The sequence below is a fragment of the Streptomyces sp. NPDC059668 genome, assembly GCF_042734135.1.
Classification (GTDB): domain Bacteria; phylum Actinomycetota; class Actinomycetes; order Streptomycetales; family Streptomycetaceae; genus Streptomyces.
This window is the reverse complement of sequence record NZ_JBHWEL010000012.1, coordinates 93,777-116,173: the sequence shown is the minus strand read 5'-3', so window position 1 is coordinate 116,173 and position 22,397 is coordinate 93,777. Positions and strand designations below refer to the sequence as shown.

Below are 22,397 nucleotides of genomic sequence, written 5' to 3'. Positions count from 1 at the left end.
TCACGCGTGGCTGGAAGGATCAACGACGAGGACGTGAAGGCTGTTCGGGACGCGGTCCCGATCGACGCCGTCGTCTCGGAGTACCTCCAGCTGCGCAACGCGGGCGGCGGCAATCTCAAGGGCCTCTGCCCCTTCCACGACGAGAAGTCACCGTCCTTCCAGGTCAGCCCGAGCAAGGGTCTCTTCCACTGCTTCGGCTGCCAGGAAGGCGGCGACACCATCACGTTCGTGATGAAGGTCGACCACCTCTCCTTCTCGGAGGCGGTCGAGCGCCTCGCCGGACAGGCGGGCATCACACTCCGTTACGAGGAGGGCGGGTACAACCCGTCCCACCAGCGCGGCGAACGCATCCGCCTGGTCGAGGCCCACAAGATCGCCGCACAGTTCTACATCGAGCAGCTCGACACCAGCTCCGAGGCCGACACCGGCCGCAAGTTCCTGGCCGAGCGCGGCTTCGACCAGGCCGCCGCCGCGCACTTCGGCGTCGGCTACAGCCCGCAGGGCTGGGACCACCTCACCCGCTACCTCCGCGGCAAGGGCTTCTCCGACAAGGAGCTGCTCCTGTCCGGCCTCTCCCAGGAAGGCCGCCGCGGCCCCATCGACCGCTTTCGCGGACGCCTGATGTGGCCGATCCGCGACATCGGCGGCGAGGTCGTCGGCTTCGGCGCGCGCAAGCTGTACGAGGCGGACAACGGCCCGAAGTACCTCAACACCCCCGACACGGCGATCTACCGGAAGTCCCAGGTCCTGTACGGCATCGACCTCGCCAAGAAGGAGATCGCCAAGACCAGCCGCGCGGTCGTGGTCGAGGGCTACACCGACGTCATGGCCTGCCACCTGGCCGGCATCACGACCGCCATCGCGACCTGCGGCACGGCCTTCGGCGGCGACCACATCAAGATCCTCCGCCGGCTGCTCATGGACAACGGCTCGGCGCGGGTCATCTTCACCTTCGACGGCGACTCGGCCGGCCAGAAGGCGGCCCTGCGCGCCTTCGAGGACGACCAGAAGTTCGCCGCCGAGACCTACATCGCGGTCGCCCCGGACGGCATGGACCCCTGCGACCTGCGCCTCGCCAAGGGCGACGAGGCCGTCGCCGACCTCGTCGAACCGCGCACCCCACTCTTCGAGTTCGCGCTGCGCCACATCGTCGCCCGCTACGACCTGGAGACCCCGGCCGGACGGGCGTCCGCGCTCGACGAGGCGGCCCCGGTCGTCGCCCGCATCAAGAACACCGGCGCCCAGCACGAGGTCGCCGTGCAGCTCGCCGGCATGCTCGGCATCCTCGACACCCAGTTCGTCGTCAAGCGGGTGGCCCAGCTGGCCCGTTGGGCCCGCGACCGCGGCGGCAAGGGCCCGGCGGGACCGGCCCCCGCCGGACAGCGGCCCCAGCAGGCGTACGCCGCCGCCCAGACCCCTCACGGCGGCCCCGCCCTCAACCTCCGCAACCCCGTCTTCGCCACCGAGCGCGAGCTGCTCAAGCTCGCCCTCCAGCGCCCCGAGCTGGTCTCCCCGGCCTTCGACGCCTACGGGACCGACGAGTTCACCGCCCCGCCGTACGCCGCCGTACGCCAGGCGATCATGGAGGCGGGCGGCGCGGAGTACGGGGCGCAGGACCCCCAGGAGTACCTGGTCCTGGTCCGCGAGGCCGCCCCGGACAACACGGTTCGCGCCATGGTCACCGAGCTGGCCGTCGAGGCCATCATGCGCAAGACCGTCGACGAGACCTACGCCGGCGACCAGCTCGTCATGGTCCGCCGCCGTGCCGTCGAGCGCCGCGTCGTGGACGTCCAGGGCGCCCTGGCCCGCGCCAGCGCCCACGGCGACCCGGCCCAGCTGGCCGCCGTGCAGAACGAGTTGTGGGTTCTCCAGCAGTACGGGCAGGCGCTGCGCGAACGGGGCGCGGAGGCGCTCTGAGGCCCGGCCCGGACCGGGCCGCCGCCACCGCACGGGTCCCGCGTCCGGGGCCCGCACACCACCGACCGGGCCCCGGCGCGCACGCCGTCCCCGGGACGCCCGCCCCCACATGCGCCTTTCCGCAGGTTTCGGCCGCCCGGTCCTGCGCACTCGTGCACGAGGGTAATCACGCGGTCACGGACCGGACGCAAAAAGTCACCGCACGCCCCTCGTGGCGGCGATGTGTCGTACTCCACACTGGGTTCCGGTGCCTGAGTCCTCGGAGCGCGGCCGACCCGCACGCGGCGGGTTCCCGATACCCGCCGTTCCGCCAAACGACTACGGGATGGACAGCGGCGAGGCCGCCGACCCCATCCCCGACGTACCGCTGCCGCACGTCTCAGCAGCGACATTCCTGGAGGTCGCCCCCGTGCAGACCCAGACCCTCACACAGACCGACAGCCCCACGGACACCGACGCGGAGCCCGGCGGCGGCGCGGCGCTCCCCCCGCAGAGCCGTGCCGCGCACCACCCCGAGGCGGAACCGGAGGAGGCACCGCCCGAGCCGGACGGCCCGCCCGCGGACGCGGTCGACGTCGAGACCGAGGCCCCCGAACCCGTGGAGCCGCTGCGCACCCGCACCGCGGACACCGGCGGCCCCTCCTCCGACCTGTTCCGCCAGTACCTGCGCGAGATCGGCCGCATCCCGCTGCTCACCGCGGCCGAGGAGGTCGAACTCGCCCGCCGGGTGGAGGCCGGGCTCTTCGCCGAGGAGAGGCTGCGGCTCGCCTCCGACCTCGACAGCCAACTCGCCCTGGACCTCGACAAACTGGTCGTCATGGGCCGCATGGCCAAGCGCCGGCTGATCGAGGCGAACCTCCGGCTCGTGGTCTCGGTCGCGAAGCGCTACGTGGGCCGCGGCCTGACCATGCTCGACCTCGTCCAGGAAGGGAACCTGGGCCTGATCCGCGCGGTCGAGAAGTTCGACTACGCCCGCGGGTACAAGTTCTCCACCTACGCGACCTGGTGGATCCGGCAGGCCATGTCGCGGGCGCTGGCCGACCAGGCCAGGACCATCAGGGTCCCCGTCCACGTCGTCGAACTGATCAACCGCGTGGTCCGGGTGCAGCGGCGCATGCTGCAGGAGCGCGGCTACGAACCCACCCCGGAGGAGGTCGCCGCCCACCTCGACCTCCCCAGCGAGCGGGTCAGCGAAGTCCTGCGGCTGGCCCAGGAGCCGGTGTCCCTGCACGCCCCCGTGGGCGAGGAGGACGACGTCGCGCTGGGCGACCTGATCGAGGACGGCGACGCGGCGTCGCCCGTCGAGTCCGCCGCGTTCCTGCTCCTGCGCGAGCACCTGGAGGCGGTCCTGTCCACGCTCGGCGAGCGGGAACGCAAGGTGGTGCAGCTCCGCTACGGTCTGGCGGACGGCCGCCCCCGCACCCTGGAGGAGATAGGCCGCATCTTCGGGGTGACGCGCGAGCGCATCCGCCAGATCGAGTCCAAGACCCTCAACAAGCTGCGGGACCACGCCTTCGCGGACCAACTGCGCGGCTACCTCGACTGAGGCGACCGCTCCGCCGGCGCCGGCCGGGGCGCGCCGCCCGCCGGACGGAGCGCCCGGACCTGGCGCCCGGACGGAGCACCCGGACGAGCGGGCCGGACGAGCGGGGAGGGGCGTCGCTGCGGCGAGCACCCCTCCCCGGTCCCCTGAACCGCCTGACCGCCTAGTCGACCTCGGCCACCGCCTGGGCGAACTGCGCCTGGTACAGCCGCGCGTACGCCCCGCCCGCCGCGAGCAGCTCCGTGTGCGCGCCCTGCTCCACGATCGACCCGTTCTCCATCACGAGGATGGTGTCCGCGTCCCGGATCGTGGAGAGCCGGTGCGCGATCACGAACGACGTGCGCCCGTGCGCCAGCTTCGCCATCGCCTTCTGGATCAGCACCTCGGTACGGGTGTCGACGGAGCTGGTCGCCTCGTCGAGCACCAGGATCACCGGATCGGACAGGAACGCGCGCGCGATGGTGATCAGCTGCTTCTCACCCGCGCTGACCCCGCTTCCCTCGTCGTCGATCACGGTGTCGTAGCCGTCCGGCAGCGTCCGGACGAACCGGTCCGCGTGCGCCGCCCGCGCCGCCTCCTCGATCTCCCCGCGCGTCACGTCGCGCGAGGCCCCGTACGCGATGTTCTCCGCGATGGTGCCGCCGAACAGCCAGGTGTCCTGGAGCACCATCCCGATCGCCGACCGCAGTTCGTCCCGCGACATCGACGCGATGTCGACGCCGTCGAGCGTGATCCGGCCGCCCGTGACGTCGTAGAAGCGCATCAGCAGGTTCACCAGCGTGGTCTTGCCCGCACCCGTCGGGCCGACGATGGCCACCGTGTGTCCGGGCTCCACCTTCAGGGACAGGTCCTCGATGAGCGGCTTCTCGGGGTCGTAGCGGAAGGACACGTTCTGCAGCGCCACCCGCCCCCGCAGCTCGTCCGGACGCGCCGCCGGCACGGGATCCGCCGCCTGCTCCTCCGCGTCCAGCAGTTCGAAGACACGCTCGGCGGAGGCGACTCCGGACTGCACCATGTTCGCCATCGACGCGACCTGCGTCAGCGGCATCGAGAACTGCCGGGAGTACTGGATGAAGGCCTGCACGTCACCGATCGACAGCGAGCCCGACGCGACCCGCAGGCCGCCGACCACCGCCACCAGCACGTAGTTCAGGTTCGACACGAACATCATCAGCGGCTGCATGACCCCGCTGTTGAACTGCGCCTTGAACCCCGCCTCGTAGAGCTTCTCGTTCTGCTCCGCGAACTGCGCGGCCGACTCCTCCTGGCGTCCGAACACCTTCACCAGCGTGTGCCCGGTGTACATCTCCTCGATGTGCGCGTTGAGCTTGCCGGTGGTGCGCCACTGCTGCACGAAGTGCGGCTGCGAGCGCTTGCCGATGCGGGTCGCGACGAAGAACGAGAGCGGGACGGTGACCAGCGCGACGAGCGCCAGCAGCCACGACACCCAGAACATCATCACGAGCACACCCACGATGGTCAGCAGCGAGTTGACCAACTGGCCCATCGACTGCTGGAGCGTCTGCTGGATGTTGTCGAGGTCGTTCGTGGCGCGCGAGAGCACCTCGCCGCGCTGCCGCTTGTCGAAGTACGAGAGCGGCAGGCGCGAGAGCTTCGCCTGGAGGTCCTCGCGCATGTGGTACACGGTCTTGTTGACGGCCCGGTTCACCAGACGGGTCGCCACCGCCATCAGCAGACCGGCCACCAGGAACGTACAGAGCGCGAGCAGCAGTACGTCGCCGACGGCGCCGAAGTCGATGCCCTTGCCCGGGGTGAAGTCCGTCCCCGAGAGCATGTCGGCCATGCCGCCGTCGCCCCGCTTGCGCATGCCCGCGAGGACCTCGGCCTTGGTGGCGCCGGCCGGCATCTGCCGGCCGATGATCCCCGCGAAGACGAGGTCGGTGGCCTTGCCGAGGATCTTCGGCCCGATCACCGAGAGCCCCACGCTCAGCACGACGGCGCACAGCATCACGTACAGGGTGACGCGCTCCGGCCTGAACTGCGCCAGGAGCCGTTTCCCGGATCCCTTGAAGTCCAGCGAGCGCTGATCGGGGCCGCCCCCGGCCATCATGCGTCCCATGGGCCCGGCCATCAGGCGGCCTCCGCTTCCGTCAGCTGGGAGAGCACGATCTCCCGGTAGGTCTCGTTGTCCGCCATCAGTTCGTGGTGGCGTCCGGTGCCGACGACCCGGCCCTCGTCGAGGACCACGATGCGGTCGGCCTCACGGATGGTCGACACCCGCTGGGCGACGATCACCACGGTCGCCTCGGCGGTCTCCTCGGCGAGCGCGGCCCGCAGCGCCGCGTCCGTCGCGTAGTCGAGGGCGGAGAAGGAGTCGTCGAAGAGGTAGATCTCCGGGCGCTGCACGAGGGTGCGCGCGATCGCGAGGCGCTGGCGCTGACCGCCCGACACGTTCGTGCCGCCCTGTGCGATCGCCGATTGCAGGCCGTTGTCCAGCTGTTCCACGAAGCCCTTGGCCTGCGCCACCTCCAGCGCGTGCCACAGCTCCTCGTCGGTCGCGTCCGGATTGCCGTAGCGCAGGTTGCTCGCCACCGTTCCCGCGAAGAGGTACGGCTTCTGCGGGACGAGCCCGACCGTCCTGGCCAGCAGCTGCGGCTCCACGGTCGCCACGTCCTCGCCGTCCACCAGCACCTGGCCGTCGGTGGCGTCGAACAGCCGGGGGACGAGACCCAGCAGGGTCGACTTCCCGCTGCCCGTCGACCCGATCACGGCCGTCACCTCACCGGGCCGCGCCACCAGGTCGATGGACTTCAGCACCGGCTCCTCGGCACCCGGGTAGCGGAACCCGCCGCCGCGGATCTCCAGATGGCCGTGGCGACGCAGCTCCAGGACGGGCGCGGTGGGCGGCACGACGCTGGAGGAGGTGTCCAGGACCTCCTGGATGCGCTCGGCACAGACCTCCGCGCGCGGCACCATCATGAACATGAAGGTGGCCATCATCACGGACATCACGATCTGCATCAGATAGGCGAGGAACGCGGTGAGGTCGCCGATCTGCATGCCGCCGCTGGCGATGCGGTGGGCGCCGAACCAGACCACGGCGATCGACGAGAGGTTCACGACGGTCATGACCATCGGGAACATCAGTGCGAGCATCCGGCCGGTGGCCAGGGACATCTTGGTCAGCTCGGTGTTCGCGCCCCGGAAGCGGTCCTTCTCGTAGTCGTCCCGGACGAAGGCGCGGATGACGCGGTTGCCGGTGATCTGCTCGCGCAGCACCCGGTTCACGGTGTCCAGGCGCACCTGCATGGTCCGGAACAGCGGGCGCAGCCTGCGCACGATCAGCGTCACGCCGATGCCGAGGATGGGCACGACGGCGACCAGGATCGCGGACAGCGGCACGTCCAGGCCGAGGGCGAGCACGATGCCGCCCACACACATGATCGGCGCCGATACCAGCAGGGTGAACGTCATCAGCGTCAGCATCTGTACCTGCTGGACGTCGTTCGTGGTGCGGGTGATCAGTGACGGGGCGCCGAAGTGGCCGATCTCGCGCGCGGAGAACGACTGCACCCGGTCGAAGACGGCCGCGCGGATGTCCCGGCCGACGGCCGACGCCGTCCGGGCGCCGTAGTAGACGGCTCCGATGTTGCAGAAGACCTGGACCAGCGAGATCCCGATCATCAGGGCGCCGAAGGACAGGATGTATCCGGTGTCCCCCTTGACCACGCCGTTGTCGATGATGTGCGCGTTCAGGGTCGGCAGGTAGAGGGTGGCGCAGGTCTGCAGGAACTGCAGGAACACCAGGAGGGCGATGGGTTTCTTGTACGGACTGAGGTGGGTCCGAAGCAGTCGTATGAGCACGCGGCTTCTCTCGGAGTCGGCGACGGCAGTGCGGTCGGTGGTGCACCACCCCCTATCGTCGGACACTCCGCCCGCGTTACCCCAATCGATTAATCCAAGAGCGGACCAAGAGCCGACCCGGACCGGACCTCCGACGTACGTCCGTGGCCCTCACGGGACTTCCCCGGCCGCCCCGTTTCCCCCATATGCCCCCCTGCGCGCCGCTATGCGCGAAACGCCCCAGGATGCGTCTGCTCCCGTACGGAGACGTACTGCTGTCGTACGGCCTGGCCCACCGCCAGTTCCTCACCGGGCTCCAGAACCTGGGCGACCGCACCCTGCCAGACGGGTGGCAGCCGGGGGTCGAGGGTGCCCTGCGACACGCCGAGTGCCCAGGCCGCCTGGCGGGCCGCGCCGAGCGCCGCGTAGTCCGCGGGCTGCGGCACGACGACCTGCGCGCCGAACAGCGCGGGCGCCGCGGCCTGTACGGCCGGCAACTCCGCGGCCGCTCCGAGCAGGAAGACCCGCCGGACGTCCACGCCCCGTCCGCGCAGCACGTCGAGCGCGTCCGCCAGTCCGCACAGCATGCCCTCGAAGGCGGCCCGCGCCAGGTGCTCGGGCCGCATCGACTCGCGCCGCAGCCCGGAGAGCGTGCCCGCCGTGTGGGGCAGGTTGGGGGTCCGCTCGCCCTCCAGATAGGGCAGCAGGACCAGTCCGTGCGAGCCCGGCGTGGACTTCATCGCCAGGTCGGACAGGCTCTCCAGGTCGGGCAGGCCGAGCAGTTCGGCGGCGCCGCGCAGGGTCCGTACGGCGTTCAGGGTCGTCACCACCGGCAGATGGAGTCCGGTCGCGTCCGCCAGGGAGGTGATCATGCCGGAGGGGTCGGCCAGCGCCTCGGTGTGCACGGCCATCACGGACCCGGAGGCGCCGAGGGAGACGACCGCGTCCCCGAGCCCGATGCCGAGCCCGAACGCCGCGGCCATCGTCTCGCCGGTGCCCGCCGAGATCAGCAGCCCCTCGGGAGTGGTGCCCGCGGCCTCGGACGGGCCGAGCACCTCGGGCAGAGTCGCCTGGTGGCCCAGCGCGAGCTCGACGAGATCGGGCCGGTAGGCGCCGGTCCCCGCCGACCAGTAGCCGGTGCCGGAGGCCCCGCCGCGGTCGGTGGTCCGGCGCAGCGGCCGGCCGAGCAGCTGCCAGACCAGCCAGTCGTGGGCCTGGAGCAGCACGGCGGTGCGCTGGGCCGCGTCGGGTTCGGTCCGGTTCAGCCAGCGCAGCTTGGTCACCGGCTGCGCGGCCTGGGGGACGCAGCCCACGGCCTGGGCCCACGCCTCGCGTCCGCCGAGCGCGTCCACCAGGTCGGCGGCGGCCACCTGGGCCCGCTTGTCACCGCCGACGAGGGCGGGGCGCACCGTGTTGCCCTGCGCGTCCAGCGGGACGAGCCCGTTCTGCTGCGCGGACACGCCGATGGCCTGCACGCCTTCGAGCAGGCCTCCGCCGGCGGCCTCGCCCAGGGACAGCAGCCAGGCCTGCGGATCGACATCGGAAGGACGACCGCCGCCCTCGGTGCTCTCCACCGGGTGCGGCGCATAACCCTGCCTGAGCACGGCACCCGTGTCCGTGTCACAGACGACGATGCGAGTGAAATCGGGTGAACTGTCCAACCCGGCGACTATCCCCATGGTGGAAATTCTGCCGTACCGGGGGAGGCGAGCGCGCCGGGCCGGGTGTCACCCCTGGTGAGCACGAGTGCCCGGGGGCCCCTGAGGCCCTGGTGCCAGGGGCCCGACGCCTCTCGCGCCGGGCCTTCGGGGCGATTCGGCCATCCGGAGACTCAGGTGTTGGTCGTGCCCCAGTCGTCCTCGCCGGTGCCGTTGGTGTTCCGCTCGCGCAGGGAGCGGACGCGCTGGGTCACGGAGTCGGGCACACGGTCACCCATCTTCTCGCTCACCGCGTGGTACGCCTTGCCCGCGGCCTGGCGCCCCTGCTGGGCGGCGGTCTCGGCGGTGTTGCGCACCACGGGGTTCTGCGCGAGCTGCCGCGCGGACTTCTTCAGCTGCTCGTAGCGCTCGCGCCCGGCGCGTGTGCCCAGCACGTAACCCACGGCCAGTCCGGCGACGAATGTGAGCCGGTAGCGCATGACGGCCACCCTTCCCTTGCCTCGGCATCGGTGCGGGGGGAACCGATTGGCGGAGCACCCCCCTGCTTGCGCTAATGTATGTGTCGCAGCGAGCGCACGCCCCCTGGCGAATACCCAGGTAGGTGCGTTCGATGCAACGAGGCAATCCCCTGTAGCTCAATTGGCAGAGCAGCCGGCTGTTAACCGGCAGGTTACTGGTTCGAGTCCAGTCGGGGGAGCGCGATCTCCTGTAGCTCAATTGGCAGAGCAGCCGGCTGTTAACCGGCAGGTTACTGGTTCGAGTCCAGTCGGGAGAGCAACGGAAGAGGACCCCTCAGGGGTCCTTTTTCATGTCCGGGGGAACCGCGTGGCCGGCGCCGAAGTCCTCATGGTCATGCGTTGCCGACCATCCGAAGCAGGAGATCGTATGAGCGGCTATGCTGCGGCAGACGGCGCGCACAAATGTGCGCGACGCGCCGTAAGGGGCGGTAGCTCAGCCGGTTAGAGCAGCGGACTCATAATCCGTCGGCCGTGGGTTCGAGTCCCACCCGCCCCACCCAGTGCAGGCGTAGCAGAACCGTTTCTATCTGTGGAAACGCGGTAACGGCAGGCGCAGCCCCGAGGCGGCGGTCCGCATTCATCCATCCGGACCAGGACCAGGTGCCCCCGCCGCGCACGGACGGCCGGCCGACGGTCCGTCGGACTCCCGCCGAGGGGCCACGCGGCCGTCGACAGCGGCGTACGGGACACCGGCCGGGTGATCAGGACCCCCGCGCCTCCCCGGCCGCCCAGAGGGCCGCCGAGCTCTCTCCGAGGGGGCGGGGCGACCTGTCCGGGGGCTCACCCCAACCGGTGAACGCGGACCACGATTCCCGGAACGCCGCGGCGGACGCCGGTGCCGGTCCGTCCCGGTGCCGGTCCGGGAGCGCCGGAGTTCCCTCACCGGCCGCCCGGCGAGGCAGGCGGGACTCACCGCAACACGCCCTAGCGGCCCAGCGCCGCCCCGCCGTTGACGTGCAGCAGCTGCCCCGTCAGATACGCCGCCTCGGGCGACGCGACGTACCGGACGGCCGCGGCGATCTCCGAGGGGTGCCCCGGCTGCCCCGTCAGGGACTGCGCGACCCGCGACGCCACGAACTCCGGGGTCGCGCGGTCGCCGAAGAACTCCGTGTCGCCGACGAAGCCGGGGGCCACCGCGTTGACGGTGATGCCCTCGGGGCCGACGCGCTGGGCGAGGTCGTACGTGTACGTGTTGATCCAGCCCTTGGAGCCGCCGTAGGACCCCGGGCCGCGCAGCGAGGCGATGGAGGAGAGCTGCACGACGCGGCCGCCGGGCCTGCGGATGTGGGGGAGCAGGGCCTCGGTGAGCAGCACGGCGGTCAGGACGTTGGCGTCGAAGTTGCGGCGGTAGCCGTCCGCGATGGAGGCGAGGCTGCCGTCGTGCGCGGCGGCCACGTTCCCACCCGCGTTGGCCACCAGCACGTCCACCGGGGTGTCGTCGGCCGTCACGAAGTCCCGCACCGTGCCGACCTGTTCGGGGTCGGAGAGGTCCGCCGCGCACCAGGTCGCCGTCGACTCCCCGAACCGTCCGTTCAGCGCGTCGGCCGCCTTGCGCAGCACCTCCTCGCGGCGGCCGAGGAGCACCAGCCGGTCCCCGTCCGCGGCGAACGCCTCCGCCGTCGCCAGGCCGATCCCGGTGCCGCCACCGGACACCACCACACGCCGCTGGGTCATGGCCACCCCGTCCTCACCCTCGTCCCGTCTTCTGCTCGCCCTGTCGCCCGCATGTCCGCGGATGTGAATGACAGTCATGTCCGCGTATGCGAGAGGTGACGGTACGGAGGGCGGGAGGAGGCGTCAAGTGGGCAGAGAAGGGCGGAAGTTGACGTGACCGGTGACCTGCCCGGCGTTCACAGGGGCGACTGCCACACGACCGTCGTCCCCGCACCGCCCCCCGTGTCGCCCTCCGCCGTGCCGCCGTCGTCGAACACCGTCAGCCGCACCCCGGGCCGCCCGTCCGGAAGCCTCGTCGTCGCGTCCACGGTGACCTCGACGCGGGACACCCCGGCGCGGCGAACGGTGGCCGCGAGGGCCCGGCGGAGGGCCACGAGCAGGTGGCCGACGACCGGTTCGGGCACGAGTGCCTCCACCGCGCCGGTGAAACGGGTGGACGGCTGGAACCCCAGGGCCGCCGCCGTGCCCGCCGTCTCGCGCAGCACCTTGCCGCGCAGGGTGGTGGGGGCGTCGGCGGGCGGCTGCTGGAGGGTGAAGATCGCGGTGCGTACCTCCTGGACGGTGGACTGCAGTTCGTCGACGGCCCGGCCCAGGATCTCGCGTACCCCCGCGTCGGCCTCCCCGGTGCTGCGCCGCTGCGTGGACTCCAGCATCATGCCGGTGGCGAAGAGCCGCTGGACGACCAGGTCGTGCAGGTCGCGTGCGATCCGGTCGCGGTCCTCGTAGACCGCGAGCCGCTCCCGGCTGTGCTGGGCGTCCGCGAGGACCAGCGCCAGCGCGGCCTGCGAGGCGAACTGCGCGGCGAGCAGCCGTTCCGCCGCCCGGTACGGGCGGCCGCCGCGGTCCCGGGGCAGCACGAGTGTGCCGATGAGACGGCCCCCCGACTGGAGCGGCAGCATCATGCTCGGCCCGAACCGGTGCCGTACGTGCGTGGTCAGCCGCGGGTCGGTCGCCGAGTCCTCGATGAACACCGGTTCACCGCCCAGGAGTTGTTCCAGCAGCGGGCTGCCCGGCTCGATCGTGGTGCCGACCATGTCGTCGGGGGCGGCCGGCCCGTCGGGGGTGGCCGCGGTCACGATCCTCATGCCGCCCTCCGCCGTGGGGTGCAGGATGAGGCCGGCCGAGGCGTCGGCGAGCATCCGGGCCCGTTCGGCGACGGTCATCAGCGCGTCGGCGGCGTCCTCCCCGGTGAGCAGCGCGGTGGTCACGGCCGCCGCGCCCTCGATCCACCGCTCGCGCTGCCGGGAGGTCTCGTACAGCCGGGCGTTGCCGATCGCCACGCCGGCCTGGGTCGCCAGCATCCGCAGCAGCTGCCCGTCCTCGTCCGTGAACGGACCGCCGCGCTTCCCGGCGACGTACAGGTTCCCGAACACCGCGTCGTCGACGAGGATCGGGACGCCCAGGGCGTCGTCGGGCCGCTCACGGGGGTGCCGGGCGGGGCCGGCCCCCGGCGGTCCCGCCGTACGGATCTCCATCAGCCCGTCGTCGCCCGGATCGGCCAGGTCCAGCGCCGCGCTCCCGGCCCCCGTCAGTTCGGCGGCGGCATCCACGATGTGCTGGAGCGTGGCCCGCAGTTCGAGGTCGGACCCGACGCACAGGACGGCTTCCAGGAGGGCCGGCAGACGGGGGACGGGGTCGGTCATACGGGCCCCCTCGGAGGTCTGAGGACGGGGATCGGCCGGTCCCGGGTGGGCCGGCCGTCAGCCCGGCAGCGGCTCCAGCGTCAGCGGCTCGATCTTGCCCTCCAGCATGTAGCCCAGGCCCTGCACCGCGCACACGTCCGGCCGCTCGGCGATGTGCACCGGCATGCCCGTCGCGTGCCGCAGCATCTGGTCGAGCCCCGGCAGCAGCGCGCTGCCGCCGACCATCATGATCCCGCGGTCGGCGAGGTCGGCCACCAGATCCGGCGGACAGGCCCGCAGCACCTTCCCGATCCCGTCGAGCACGGCGGTCAGCGGGGTCTGGATCGCGTCGCGTACGGCGGCGGTGTCGACCTGCACCGAACGGGCGAGGCCGGTCGCCACGTCCCGCCCGTGGATCTCCGTGGACGTCGGTCCGTGCGGGGTGAGCCCGTTCCCGGACAGGGCGAGCTGCAGGGGCCGTACGGACTGCGACGGAAGCATCAGCTCGTGCTGGTGGCGCAGGTGCTGCACGATCGCGCGGTCGACGGCCTCGCCGCCCACCGGAATGCGTTCGGCGGTCACGATGGAACCCAGGGACAGCACGGCGACCTGGGTGGCGGCGGCACCGCACACCATGATCATGGTGGCCTCCGGCCGCTCGACCGGCAGCCCGCAGCCCACCGCCGCGGCGATCAGCGTGTCGACCAGTTCCACCCGCCTCGCCCCGAGTCCGACGAGCGTCTCGATCGTCGCGCGCTGCGCCAGCGGGTCCGCGTCGTGCGGGGTGCAGGCGGCGGCGCGCAGCCTCGGCTTGCGGCGCAGCGTGCGGCGCACCTTGTCGCCGAGCAGCTGGCGCAGCATGCGCTGGGCCATCTCGATGTCGACGACCGTGCCACCGGACACCGGCCGCATGACCCGGATGTAGTCGGGGGTGCGGCCCGTCATCTTCTCCGCGAACTCACCGACCGCGATCAGCGCGCCGTTCTTCGTGTTGATCGCGGCGACACTCGGCTGGTCGACGACCAGTCCCGCGCCCTTCACATACACACGTGTCCTGGCCGCGCCCAGGTCGACGGCGAAGTGGCAGCGGCGCAGCTGCTCCAGACTGGCGGTCATGGCGGGTCCTCCCGAGAGCAGACCGTCGGGCTCCGCCTCGTGGCGGTCCCTTCTCGCATCGTCCGCTCAAGAGGACCGGGGCGCCTTCCGAAGGGGGCCGGGCGGGGTACCGCCGAACGGGTGACGCCCGGCGGTTTCCTTGAGAAGGCGGCCCGGCCGGCGGGATGACCGGAGGTCCGGAGGATCCGACCGGTACAGCGGGGGACGGCCCTGCGGAGCGTCACCGGGGGCTCGCCCGACCGACCGAGGGGAGACGGGGAGACCGGCGCGGCGACAGGGCGGCGCAAGGGCCGTCGGGGGAGCGGACAGGGGGTCGGCCGACGGGAGCGGACGGGGCCGGGGGAGCGGACCCGCACGGTCCGGTCCCGCGGCCCGGAGACCCGCAGATGCCCCCGGTCCCCGCAACCCGTGCCGCTCGCCGGGTCTTCGCAAAGCCGGTCCGATGTCCCGCTTTCCGCCGCTCGTCCCGGCTCGCCCCGGGCCGTCCCGGCCCGTCCTGGCGGGAAGCCGCCAGGGCACCTTCCCGCCAGGTCCCGTCGGCTCTCCCGCCGCACCGGCCCCCCGACACTCTTCGCAGCACCGGAGCCGGCACGTGCCGACGAGGAGAGGGCATCGATGACCAGAGGACCAGTCAGACGCGGGGCGGCACTGCTGTCGGCCGGACTCGTGCTCGCCGCGCTGCCCTTGGGGCCGGCGGACGCGGCGGACGCGGCGGGGACGGGGACCCCGCCGAAGAGCCCCGCCACGGTACGGACCGTCACCCTCGTCACCGGCGACCGGGTGACCGTCACCGACCTCGGCGGCGGGAAGCGGACGGTCACGGTCGAGCGGCCCGCGGGGGCCACCGGGGCGGTGCGCACCCAGGTGGCGAACGGCGCCGTCACCGTCGTACCCGACGAGGCGCTGCCCTACCTGCGGGCGGGCAGACTCGACCGGCGCCTGTTCGACGTCAGCGAGCTGATACGGCAGGGGCTCACCGACCGTACGACGCACCGACTGCCGCTGATCGTCACCTACGACGCGAAGACCTACGACAAGGCGGCGCGTACGGCCGCCCCGCGCGGCTCGCAGCGCACGCGGGCGCTGCCCAGCATCCGGGGCGCCGCCCTCACCGCGGACAGGGGGCGCACCTTCTGGGAGTCCCTCACCCGGCAGTCCGGCCTCGGCAAGGTCTGGCTCGACGGGCGGGTCCGGGCGGAGATGGCCGAGAGCAACGCGCAGATCGGCACCGAGCGGGCCTGGGAGTCCGGGCTCACCGGCAAGGGCGTCACGGTCGCCGTCCTCGACACCGGGGCCGACGTCACCCACCCCGACCTGGCCGGACGGGTCTTCACGACCAAGAGCTTCGTCGACGGGCAGGAGGTCGCCGACCGCAACGGGCACGGCACGCACGTGACCTCGACGGCCGGCGGCAGCGGCGCGGCCTCCGACGGCAAGGAGAAGGGCGTCGCCCCCGGTGCCGCGCTCGCCGTCGGCAAGGTGCTCAGCGACCAGGGCTCGGGCAGCGACTCGCAGATCATCGCGGGCATGGAGTGGGCCGCCCGGGACGTGCACGCCAAGGTGATCTCCATGAGCCTAGGCTCGACCGAGCCCAGTGACGGCACCGACCCCATGGCGCAGGCGGTCGACACGCTCTCCGAGGAGACGGGCGCGCTCTTCGTCGTCGCCGCGGGCAACACCGGCGCCCCCTCCTCCATCGGCTCGCCCGGCGCCGCGGACGCCGCGCTGACCGTCGGCGCGGTGGACTCCGGCGACCGGCCCGCCTACTTCACCAGCGGCGGGCCGCGCCACGGCGACAACGCCCTCAAGCCCGACCTCGCCGCACCGGGCGTCGACATCCTCGCGGCCCGCTCCGGGCTCGTCGACGGCGAAGGCCCCTACACCTCCATGAGCGGTACGTCGATGGCGACGCCGCACGTCGCGGGGGTGGCCGCGCTGCTCGCCGAACGGCACCCCGACTGGTCCGGCGCCCGGCTCAAGGACGCGCTGATGTCGACGTCGAAGCAACTCGACGCGTCCGCGTACCTGTTGGGCGCGGGCCGGGTGAGCGTGCCGGACGCGGTGGACGCCCGGGTCACCGCCACCGGAAGCGCCGACCTGGGCTTCCACGCCTGGCCCTACGACACGGACGAGCCGGTCACGAAGACCGTGACGTACACCAACTCCTCCGACACGGACGTGAAGTTGAGCCTCTCCGTGCGGGGCGCGGCCGACGGGGTCGCCACCCTCGCCGACTCGACGCTCACCGTGCCCGCGCACGGGACCGCCGCCACGACGGTGACGGGCGACGGCTCGAAGGCCCCGGTGGGCGACACCTCCGGCCAGATCGTCGCGTCGGCGGACGGCGCGCCCGTCGCGCACACCGTGTTCGGGCTGGTCAAGGAGGAGGAGCGGTACACGCTCACCGTCCACGTCAAGGACCGGGACGGAGCCCCCACGGCCGCCGACCTCGCGGTGCAGCGGTTCGCCGCCGGTGTCGACCCCTACCCCGCCGCGGTCGGCGACTCCGGCACCCTGAAGCTCCGGCTGGTGCCGGGGACGTACGGTCTGACGTCCTTCCTCGACGTGCGGGGCGCCCACGGCGCCGACTCGCTCGGTCTCGGCTTCCTCGCGGCGCCGGAGATCACCCTCGACCGGGATCGTGAAGTCACCCTCGACGGACGGCAGTTGCGGGAGATCAGGGCGGAGGTCGGCCGGCGGACCGAGACCCGGCAACTGCTCATGGAGTACGACCGGAACGCGGGCGGCTCCGATCTGTCCGGCGCCGTCCAGGTACCCCTCGCATACGACAGCGTGTTCGCCGCGCCGACGCGGAAGGTGACGCAGGGCGGCTTCGAGTACCGGACGGTGTGGCGGCTGGGCAAGCCGCTGCTGGAGGTCGACGGGGTGCGTGAGGCCGTGGTCCAGCCCGGCGGCACCCTGATCGAGGGCCGCAGCAGGCTGCCCCTGGTCGACGCCGGGACCGGGCCGTTCACGGGCGTGCGCGGCAAGGCCGTCCTCGCGCGGCTCGGCGACGGGGTCGAACCCGCCGCGCTCGCCCAGGCCGCCCAGGACGCGGGCGCCAGGGCGCTGTTCGTGACCGACGACGCGGCCGGCAGGCTCAACGCCTGGTTCGGGACGGACGACAACGCGGACCGGCCCCTGCAGATCGCCACGGTGAACACGGCGGACGCGGCCCGGCTGCGGGCGCTCGGACACGTCGGGATGACCGGCACCCGCAACACGCCCTACGTGTACGACCTCGCGCAGGGCCACCCGGGCGCCGTCCCGCGGGGGGACCTCACCTACCGGCCCGCCGCGCGTGAACTCGCCGTGCTGGACACCCGGTTCCACGGGGCCCGGCCGGCGTCCGGCAGCGAGTTCCGGTACTCGGTCACCGACACCTTCCCCGTCGGCATCGGCTTCCAGGAGCGGATCGACTACCCGGCCGAGCGGACCGACTACGTCTCCACGGAGGCGGGCCAGCTGTGGCACGAGTCGGTGAACCTCGGGGCCGGCGCGCTGGAGGAGCGCAGCGGCCTGATCCGCTACCGGGGCGGAACCCACCGGACGCTGAACTGGTTCAAGCCCGTCCTGCACCCGTGGCTGGGCACCGGCCTCGGCTGGGGCCAGCAGCGCTCGGGCAACGTCATCCAGTTCAACACCCCCGGCTGGGGCGACTCGGGGCCCGACCACACCGGCTTCGGCGACGTGTGGAGCGAGGACACCGGGATGACCCAGACCACCGGCGTGTACCAGGACGGCACCCTGGTGGACCGGCGAACGAGCTCGGGCGCCTACGTCTGGGACGCGCCCGCCGACACCCACACCTACAAGGTCGTCACGGACACCACGCTCGACCCCGCGCGCTGGACCCTGTCGACGAAGGGCCACTCCGAGTGGACCGTACGGTCCGCTGCCACCCCCGACGACCGCTGGACCTTCCTGCCGCTGATCAACCTCGCCTACGACGTCGACACCGACCTCGCCGGATCGGTGCGCGGCGGCGGCCGGGTGCCGGTCGGGATCCACGCCGCGTACGTGGCGGGCGCGACGGACACCGGGACCCTCGGGGGCGGCAGGCTGGAGGTGTCGTACGACGACGGGACCACCTGGCGGACGGTCCGGCTCACCGGTGGACAGGCCTCCTGGAAGGGGACGCTGGACGTGCCCCGGGGTGCCCGGTTCATCTCGCTGCGGGCCTTCGCCCGGGACGACCGGGGCGGCTCGGTGAGCCAGGAGACCGTCCGGGCGGTGGGGGTGCGGTAGCCGGCCCCCGGTACGTGCGGCGCCGGTTCCCCTTGGGAGGGGGGAGCCGGCGCCGCCCGCGCGTTCACTCCCCCCGGCGCTCCGCGATGCCCCGTACGACCCCCAGGTCCAGCAGGTCCTGCGGCCGGATGCGGAGCTGGTCCGCGGTGGCGCGCACCTCGCTCGCGGGACGCTTGAGGATCGCCGCCGCCAGCTCCGGCGCGATGACGGAGAAGTAACTGTCCGGCGTGGCCCAGGTGTTGCCCGGCGCGGCCAGGGCGAGGGCGCCGCCCGAACCGCCCTCGCCGATCACCAGCGTGGTGACGGGGGTGCGGGCGGTGGCCACCGCGGCGAACAGGTCCGCGATCGCGGAGCCCGCGCCCTGCCGCTCGGCCTCCGCGTCGTTGGCGGCGCCCGGGGTGTCCACCAGCGTCAGCACCGGGATGCCGAGCCGGCCCGCGAGACGGATCAGCCGTGCCGCGGTGCGGTATCCGGCGGGACGGGTGGCGGTCCCGCACTGTGCCGCGTACGCGACCGTCCGCCCCTGCGGCCCCGAGCCGAACCCGCACAGCAGACCGGCGTCCGTGCCGCCGCAGCGGTCACCGCTGATCGCCGCACGACGGCTGAAGTAGGCGTCCAAGTAGGCTTTCGCACGCGGACGTTCGGGAGAACGGGCCCGGTCGACGGCGTCCCAGCCGGTGGCGGGAAGGCCGGGCGCGCCGAGGGCACCCGGTACCGGCGCGGCCTCGGCGGAGGGGGCACTCAGCAGGGCCAGCCACAGCGCCAGCGTCTCCCGCAGCTCCCCCTCCGGTACGACGGCGTCCACCGCGCCCGCCGCCACCTGGGCCTCGGCCGTGTACGCCGCCGGGTCCGCGCCGGGCGGGCGGACCCGGGAGCCGGCGAAGCCCACCTGGGCGCCGGGCAGCGCCAGGGTCACGTCGGAACCCGCGCCCAGCGTGGCCCAGCCGCCCCCCGTCGTGGGATCCCGCACCACCGCGATCTGCGGCAGCCCGGCCTCCCGGGTCAGCGCCGACTGCCGTGCCACCCGCTGGAGCTGGGTGAGCGCGAGCATGCCCTCCTGCATCCGGCTGCCGCCCGTCGCGACCAGCGAGACGACCGGCAGCCGGTGTTCCCGGGCATGGGCGTACGCGGCTTCCAGACGGTCGCCGGTGCGTGCGCCGAGCGAGCCGCCGAGGAAGCCGAACTCGAAGGCGATCAGCGCGACCCGGGTGCCGCCGACGACCGCGGTGCCGCAGACCACGGACTCGTCCTCGCCGGTGCGGGCCGCGGCACGGGAGCGGGTGTCGTCGTACCCCTGCCAGGACAGCGGACCGTCCGGCTCGAAATGTCTTATCGGTACCCGGAGTTCGGTGAACTCGTCGGTGGCGAGGGCGATGGCCTCACGGGCCGGGAGGCGCTCAGTCATGCGTGGCGTCGTTCGCGCGGGTGGGCGTCCGGGAGTCCGCGAGGGCGTCCGGGAGCGCCCGCTTCAGGATCTTGCCCATGTCGTTGCGGGGGAGGGCGGACAGGAAGCGCACGGTGCGCGGGCGCTTGTGGGGGGCGAGCCGGCGGGCCACGTGGTCGGCGAGTTCGCGGTCGAGGCCCGCGGCGGGGGCGTCCACCGCCACCACCCAGGCCACGATCCGCTCGCCCAGGTCGTCGTCGGGCTCCCCGGTGACGGCGGCCTCGCGCACGGCGGGGTGTTCGAGCAGCGCGTTCTCGATCTCACCGGCGCCGATCTTGTAACCACCGCTCTTGATCAGGTCGGTGGCCTTGCGGCCCACGATGCGTACGCAGCCGTCGGCGTCGCGCACCGCCATGTCACCGGTGCGGAACCAGCCGTCCGCGGTGAACGCGGCGGCCGTGGCGTCGGGCCGGTTCAGGTACTCGGTGAACAGGTTCGGCCCGCGCACCTGGATCTCGCCGACGCTCTCGCCGTCGTAGGCGCCGGTGGGGTTGCCCTCGGTGTCGTACGAGCCGGTCGGGGTGCCGTCCGCGTCGTACGAGGCGAGCGTCGAACCGTCCTCCTCGACCAGCCGCAGCCCGACGCCCGGCAGCGGCACCCCGACGGTCCCCGGCCGCGCCGGGCCGTCCACCCGGACGCTGGTGTTCATGAGCGTCTCGGTCATGCCGTACCGCTCGACGACCCGCCGCCCGGTCGCCGCCGTGATCCGCTCGTGGTCGTGCACCGGCAGCGCGGCGGAACCGGAGACCAGCAGCCGCGCCCGGCCGAGCGCCTTGGCCAGCTCCGCGTCCTCGGCGAGCGCCTCGGCGAGCCGGTGGTACATCGTCGGCACCCCGAACAGCATGGTCGCCCCCGCGTTCAGCTCGCGCGTCACGCCCTCCGCGCTGAACCGCCCCAGGTGGCGCACGGCCCCGCCGCGCCGCAACGGCCCGAGGATGCCCAGGATCAGCCCGTGCACATGGAAGAGCGGCAGCCCGTGCACGAGCACGTCGTCGCCCGTCCACTGCCAGGCGTCGGCCAGCGCGTCCAGGGTCGAGGCGATCGCGCGGCGGGGGACGACGGCACCCTTGGGCGGACCCGTGGTGCCGGAGGTGTAGACGACGAGGGCGGGTGCGGCGGGGTCGTCCGGCTCGGCCGGGGGCTCCGGCACGATCCCGCCGGTGTGCCGCGTCACGACGTCGATGCGCTCCAACTCCCGTACGGGCGAGGGCAGGTCGTCCCCCTCCCCGGCGAGCACCAGCGACGGAGCGCTGTCGGACACGATGTGCCCCAGCTCGCCCTCGCCCGACTTGGGGTTGAGCGGCACGGCGGGCACCTGGGCGAGCAGCGCGGCCACCACCCCGACGGCCGTCTCCAGGGACGGCGTCGCCCACACGGCGATCCGTTCCCGGCCTTCGAGTCGTGCGGCCAGCGCGCCCGCCGAGGCGGCGAGTTCCGCGTACGTCAGGGACCGGTCGCCGAAGCGAAGGGCGGGCCGCCGTGCGGTCGAACCGCTGACCAGGGCCGGAAAGAGGGAGGACACGCGGGGTGCTCCTTGCCAGTAGGGACGTTCTGCCGGTGACAGTCAGAACCGTTCCTACACCAGGGCGTGGGAAACCTGCCGGAGCCCGCGACCCGCGGAGCGCGAGGCAGATCACACCGACCGGCACGGCCTCCCGCCCGCCGGCACCGGGACGGCCACCGCCCGCCGGGACCGGCATGGCCTCCCGCCCCCGGCACCGGGACGGCCACCGCTTACCGGCACCGCTCCCGCCCCCGGCACCGGGACGGCCCCCGCTTACCGGCACCGCTCCCGCCCCCGGCACCGGGACGGCCCCCGCTTACCGGCACCGCCAGCCGCCCGGCGGCCCGGCACGGCCACCCGCCCGTTGGGACCGGCACCGCCCCCCGCCTCCGGCACGGTCACCGCATGCCGGCACCGGCACCGCTTACCCGCTCCGGTACGGCCACCGTCAGGGACCCGCACGAGGACGCGCGTTGAGCCCCGCCCGGCGGCGCCTACCGGCAGGTACCCGAGGGGCGTGCGGGCGGCGGGTGCTCGCGCCGCTCCCGAACCGGGAACGACCGCGCGGAAAACCATGGCGTGGGGCGATCCGGGCCCGTAGTCTCGCCCACGGCGCGACAATTTGACGGGTCAACCGCCACGACGACAGCACGGGGCGACGGGTCCGGCTGCGCGACGGAGCGAGGAGCGGGGCGGAGAGCGGAGTGACGCGGAGTGCGGCGAGCGGTGTGACGGGCAGGACGGCCGGACGGGCCGGCGGTGTCTGGAAGCGCGCCGCGGCCCTGTTCTCCCGCAGAGCCGACTCCGAGATGCGCGCCCTCGCGGTCGAACTCTCCCGGTCCCTGCGGAAGCGCCTCGACGCGCCCGTCGACGTACGGGAACTGGCCGGCGCGCTCTGTGAGGAGATGAGCCGGCGCCGGGACGGCCGGCCCGTCCAGCTGCGCTTCGAACGCTTCCCCGACGAGATCGAGGTCACCGGACTGTGGATGGAGTTCCACGACTTCGACCTCGTCATCGTCGAGGAGCGCGCCGAAACGGTCCAGCAACTCGTCATCCTCGGGCACGAGTTGTGGCACATGTCGGCCGGTCACGCGCACTCCCACCACCACTTCGCCGGCGCGGCCGCCGCCCGCGCCCTGTCGGACGACCCCCGCTGGCAGGAGATCGCGCTCACCGTCGCCGCCCGCAACGGCTCGCACGAGGCCGACGAGGCCGAGGCCGAGGACTTCGGCCTCCACCTCGCGAGCGTCTTCCGCTCCTGGGTGACCGGCTCCCGCCCGCAGGGCCCCGCCGACCCGGTCGGACGCGCCATCCAGGCCTCCCTGGGCTACCGCGGCCCCCGGGACTGA

Annotated in this window: 13 protein-coding genes and 3 tRNA genes; 7 read left to right on the top strand and 9 right to left on the bottom strand. The window is 73.0% G+C overall.

Annotated elements, in window-relative coordinates:
- The first annotated feature begins 6 nt into the window (after positions 1–6).
- Together dnaG and ACFV2J_RS12370 are read left to right on the top strand one after the other, a co-directional pair.
- Complete coding sequence (gene dnaG, locus ACFV2J_RS12375; RefSeq protein WP_385081773.1) at positions 7–1,917, top strand: DNA primase; 1,911 nt, start codon at positions 7–9, stop codon at positions 1,915–1,917.
- 247 nt (positions 1,918–2,164) lie between these two features.
- A complete protein-coding gene (locus tag ACFV2J_RS12370) occupies positions 2,165–3,463 on the top strand; it encodes an RNA polymerase sigma factor (protein ID WP_385081774.1) in 1,299 nt (432 codons plus the stop codon).
- Positions 3,464–3,623: 160 nt separating this feature from the next.
- Here ACFV2J_RS12370 and ACFV2J_RS12365 read toward each other — a convergent pair whose 3' ends face one another.
- The 4 genes from ACFV2J_RS12365 to ACFV2J_RS12350 form a co-directional block, all read right to left on the bottom strand.
- Complete coding sequence (locus ACFV2J_RS12365) at positions 3,624–5,552, bottom strand: ABC transporter ATP-binding protein (RefSeq protein WP_385081776.1); 1,929 nt, start codon at positions 5,550–5,552, stop codon at positions 3,624–3,626.
- Positions 5,552–7,285 (bottom strand): ABC transporter ATP-binding protein, encoded by a 1,734-nt coding sequence (locus tag ACFV2J_RS12360; protein WP_385081777.1) that lies wholly within the window; start codon positions 7,283–7,285, stop codon positions 5,552–5,554. Before ACFV2J_RS12360 ends, ACFV2J_RS12365 begins: the two co-directional genes overlap by 1 nt.
- A gap of 203 nt (positions 7,286–7,488) precedes the next feature.
- A complete protein-coding gene (locus ACFV2J_RS12355; RefSeq protein ID WP_385081779.1) occupies positions 7,489–8,943 on the bottom strand; it encodes an FGGY family carbohydrate kinase in 1,455 nt (484 codons plus the stop codon).
- A 152-nt stretch (positions 8,944–9,095) separates the two neighbouring features.
- Entirely contained in the window at positions 9,096–9,401 is a 306-nt protein-coding gene (locus tag ACFV2J_RS12350; RefSeq protein WP_385081780.1) for a YtxH domain-containing protein, read from the bottom strand.
- 145 nt (positions 9,402–9,546) lie between these two features.
- Here ACFV2J_RS12350 and ACFV2J_RS12345 point away from each other — a divergent pair.
- The 3 genes from ACFV2J_RS12345 (at position 9,547) to ACFV2J_RS12335 (ending at position 9,936) form a co-directional block, all read left to right on the top strand.
- A tRNA-Asn gene (locus ACFV2J_RS12345) sits at positions 9,547–9,619 on the top strand.
- 5 nt (positions 9,620–9,624) lie between these two features.
- Positions 9,625–9,697 (top strand) — tRNA-Asn (locus tag ACFV2J_RS12340).
- A gap of 165 nt (positions 9,698–9,862) precedes the next feature.
- Positions 9,863–9,936 (top strand) — tRNA-Ile (locus ACFV2J_RS12335).
- Between the two features lie 428 nt (positions 9,937–10,364).
- On the opposite strand, the gene ACFV2J_RS12330 is transcribed toward ACFV2J_RS12335, so the two are convergent.
- The 3 genes from ACFV2J_RS12330 to ACFV2J_RS12320 form a co-directional block, all read right to left on the bottom strand.
- Positions 10,365–11,114: an SDR family NAD(P)-dependent oxidoreductase gene (locus tag ACFV2J_RS12330; RefSeq protein WP_385081782.1), complete on the bottom strand. Its 750-nt coding sequence runs from the start codon at positions 11,112–11,114 to the stop codon at positions 10,365–10,367.
- Positions 11,115–11,290: 176 nt separating this feature from the next.
- Complete coding sequence (locus tag ACFV2J_RS12325; RefSeq protein ID WP_385081783.1) at positions 11,291–12,757, bottom strand: GAF domain-containing protein; 1,467 nt, start codon at positions 12,755–12,757, stop codon at positions 11,291–11,293.
- Positions 12,758–12,814: 57 nt separating this feature from the next.
- Positions 12,815–13,852, bottom strand: a complete 1,038-nt coding sequence (locus ACFV2J_RS12320; protein ID WP_153290745.1) for a rod shape-determining protein — start codon at positions 13,850–13,852, stop codon at positions 12,815–12,817.
- Between the two features lie 615 nt (positions 13,853–14,467).
- On the opposite strand from ACFV2J_RS12320, the gene ACFV2J_RS12315 reads away from it, so the two are divergent.
- On the top strand, positions 14,468–18,100 hold the full coding sequence (locus tag ACFV2J_RS12315; RefSeq protein ID WP_385081786.1) for a S8 family serine peptidase: 3,633 nt from the start codon (positions 14,468–14,470) through the stop codon (positions 18,098–18,100).
- Positions 18,101–18,164: 64 nt separating this feature from the next.
- Here the strand turns inward: ACFV2J_RS12315 and ACFV2J_RS12310 are convergent, their stop codons facing one another.
- Positions 18,165–19,505, bottom strand: coding sequence for a carboxyl transferase domain-containing protein (locus ACFV2J_RS12310; protein WP_385081787.1), 1,341 nt, complete (start codon positions 19,503–19,505; stop codon positions 18,165–18,167).
- Positions 19,498–21,066, bottom strand: a complete 1,569-nt coding sequence (locus tag ACFV2J_RS12305; protein ID WP_385081789.1) for an acyl-CoA synthetase — start codon at positions 21,064–21,066, stop codon at positions 19,498–19,500. The genes ACFV2J_RS12310 and ACFV2J_RS12305 overlap by 8 nt, the downstream gene beginning before the upstream one ends.
- 791 nt (positions 21,067–21,857) lie before the next feature.
- On the opposite strand from ACFV2J_RS12305, the gene ACFV2J_RS12300 reads away from it, so the two are divergent.
- Positions 21,858–22,397 carry a toxin-antitoxin system, toxin component family protein gene (locus tag ACFV2J_RS12300; RefSeq protein ID WP_385081794.1) on the top strand — a complete coding sequence of 180 codons (540 nt, stop codon included), beginning with the start codon at positions 21,858–21,860 and terminating at the stop codon, positions 22,395–22,397.

Excerpts from the sequence above, each read along its gene's own strand:
- ACFV2J_RS12350 (WP_385081780.1), bottom strand. The coding sequence starts at position 9,401 with ATGCGCTACCGGCTCACATTCGTCGCCGGACTGGCCGTGGGTTACGTG.
- ACFV2J_RS12330 (WP_385081782.1), bottom strand. The coding sequence starts at position 11,114 with ATGACCCAGCGGCGTGTGGTGGTGTCCGGTGGCGGCACCGGGATCGGC.
- ACFV2J_RS12325 (WP_385081783.1), bottom strand. The coding sequence starts at position 12,757 with ATGACCGACCCCGTCCCCCGTCTGCCGGCCCTCCTGGAAGCCGTCCTG.
- ACFV2J_RS12310 (WP_385081787.1), bottom strand. The coding sequence starts at position 19,505 with ATGACTGAGCGCCTCCCGGCCCGTGAGGCCATCGCCCTCGCCACCGAC.
- ACFV2J_RS12365 (WP_385081776.1), bottom strand. The coding sequence starts at position 5,552 with ATGGCCGGGCCCATGGGACGCATGATGGCCGGGGGCGGCCCCGATCAG.
- ACFV2J_RS12355 (WP_385081779.1), bottom strand. The coding sequence starts at position 8,943 with ATGGGGATAGTCGCCGGGTTGGACAGTTCACCCGATTTCACTCGCATC.
- ACFV2J_RS12315 (WP_385081786.1), top strand. The coding sequence starts at position 14,468 with ATGACCAGAGGACCAGTCAGACGCGGGGCGGCACTGCTGTCGGCCGGA.
- ACFV2J_RS12320 (WP_153290745.1), bottom strand. The coding sequence starts at position 13,852 with ATGACCGCCAGTCTGGAGCAGCTGCGCCGCTGCCACTTCGCCGTCGAC.
- ACFV2J_RS12300 (WP_385081794.1), top strand. The coding sequence starts at position 21,858 with ATGCGCGCCCTCGCGGTCGAACTCTCCCGGTCCCTGCGGAAGCGCCTC.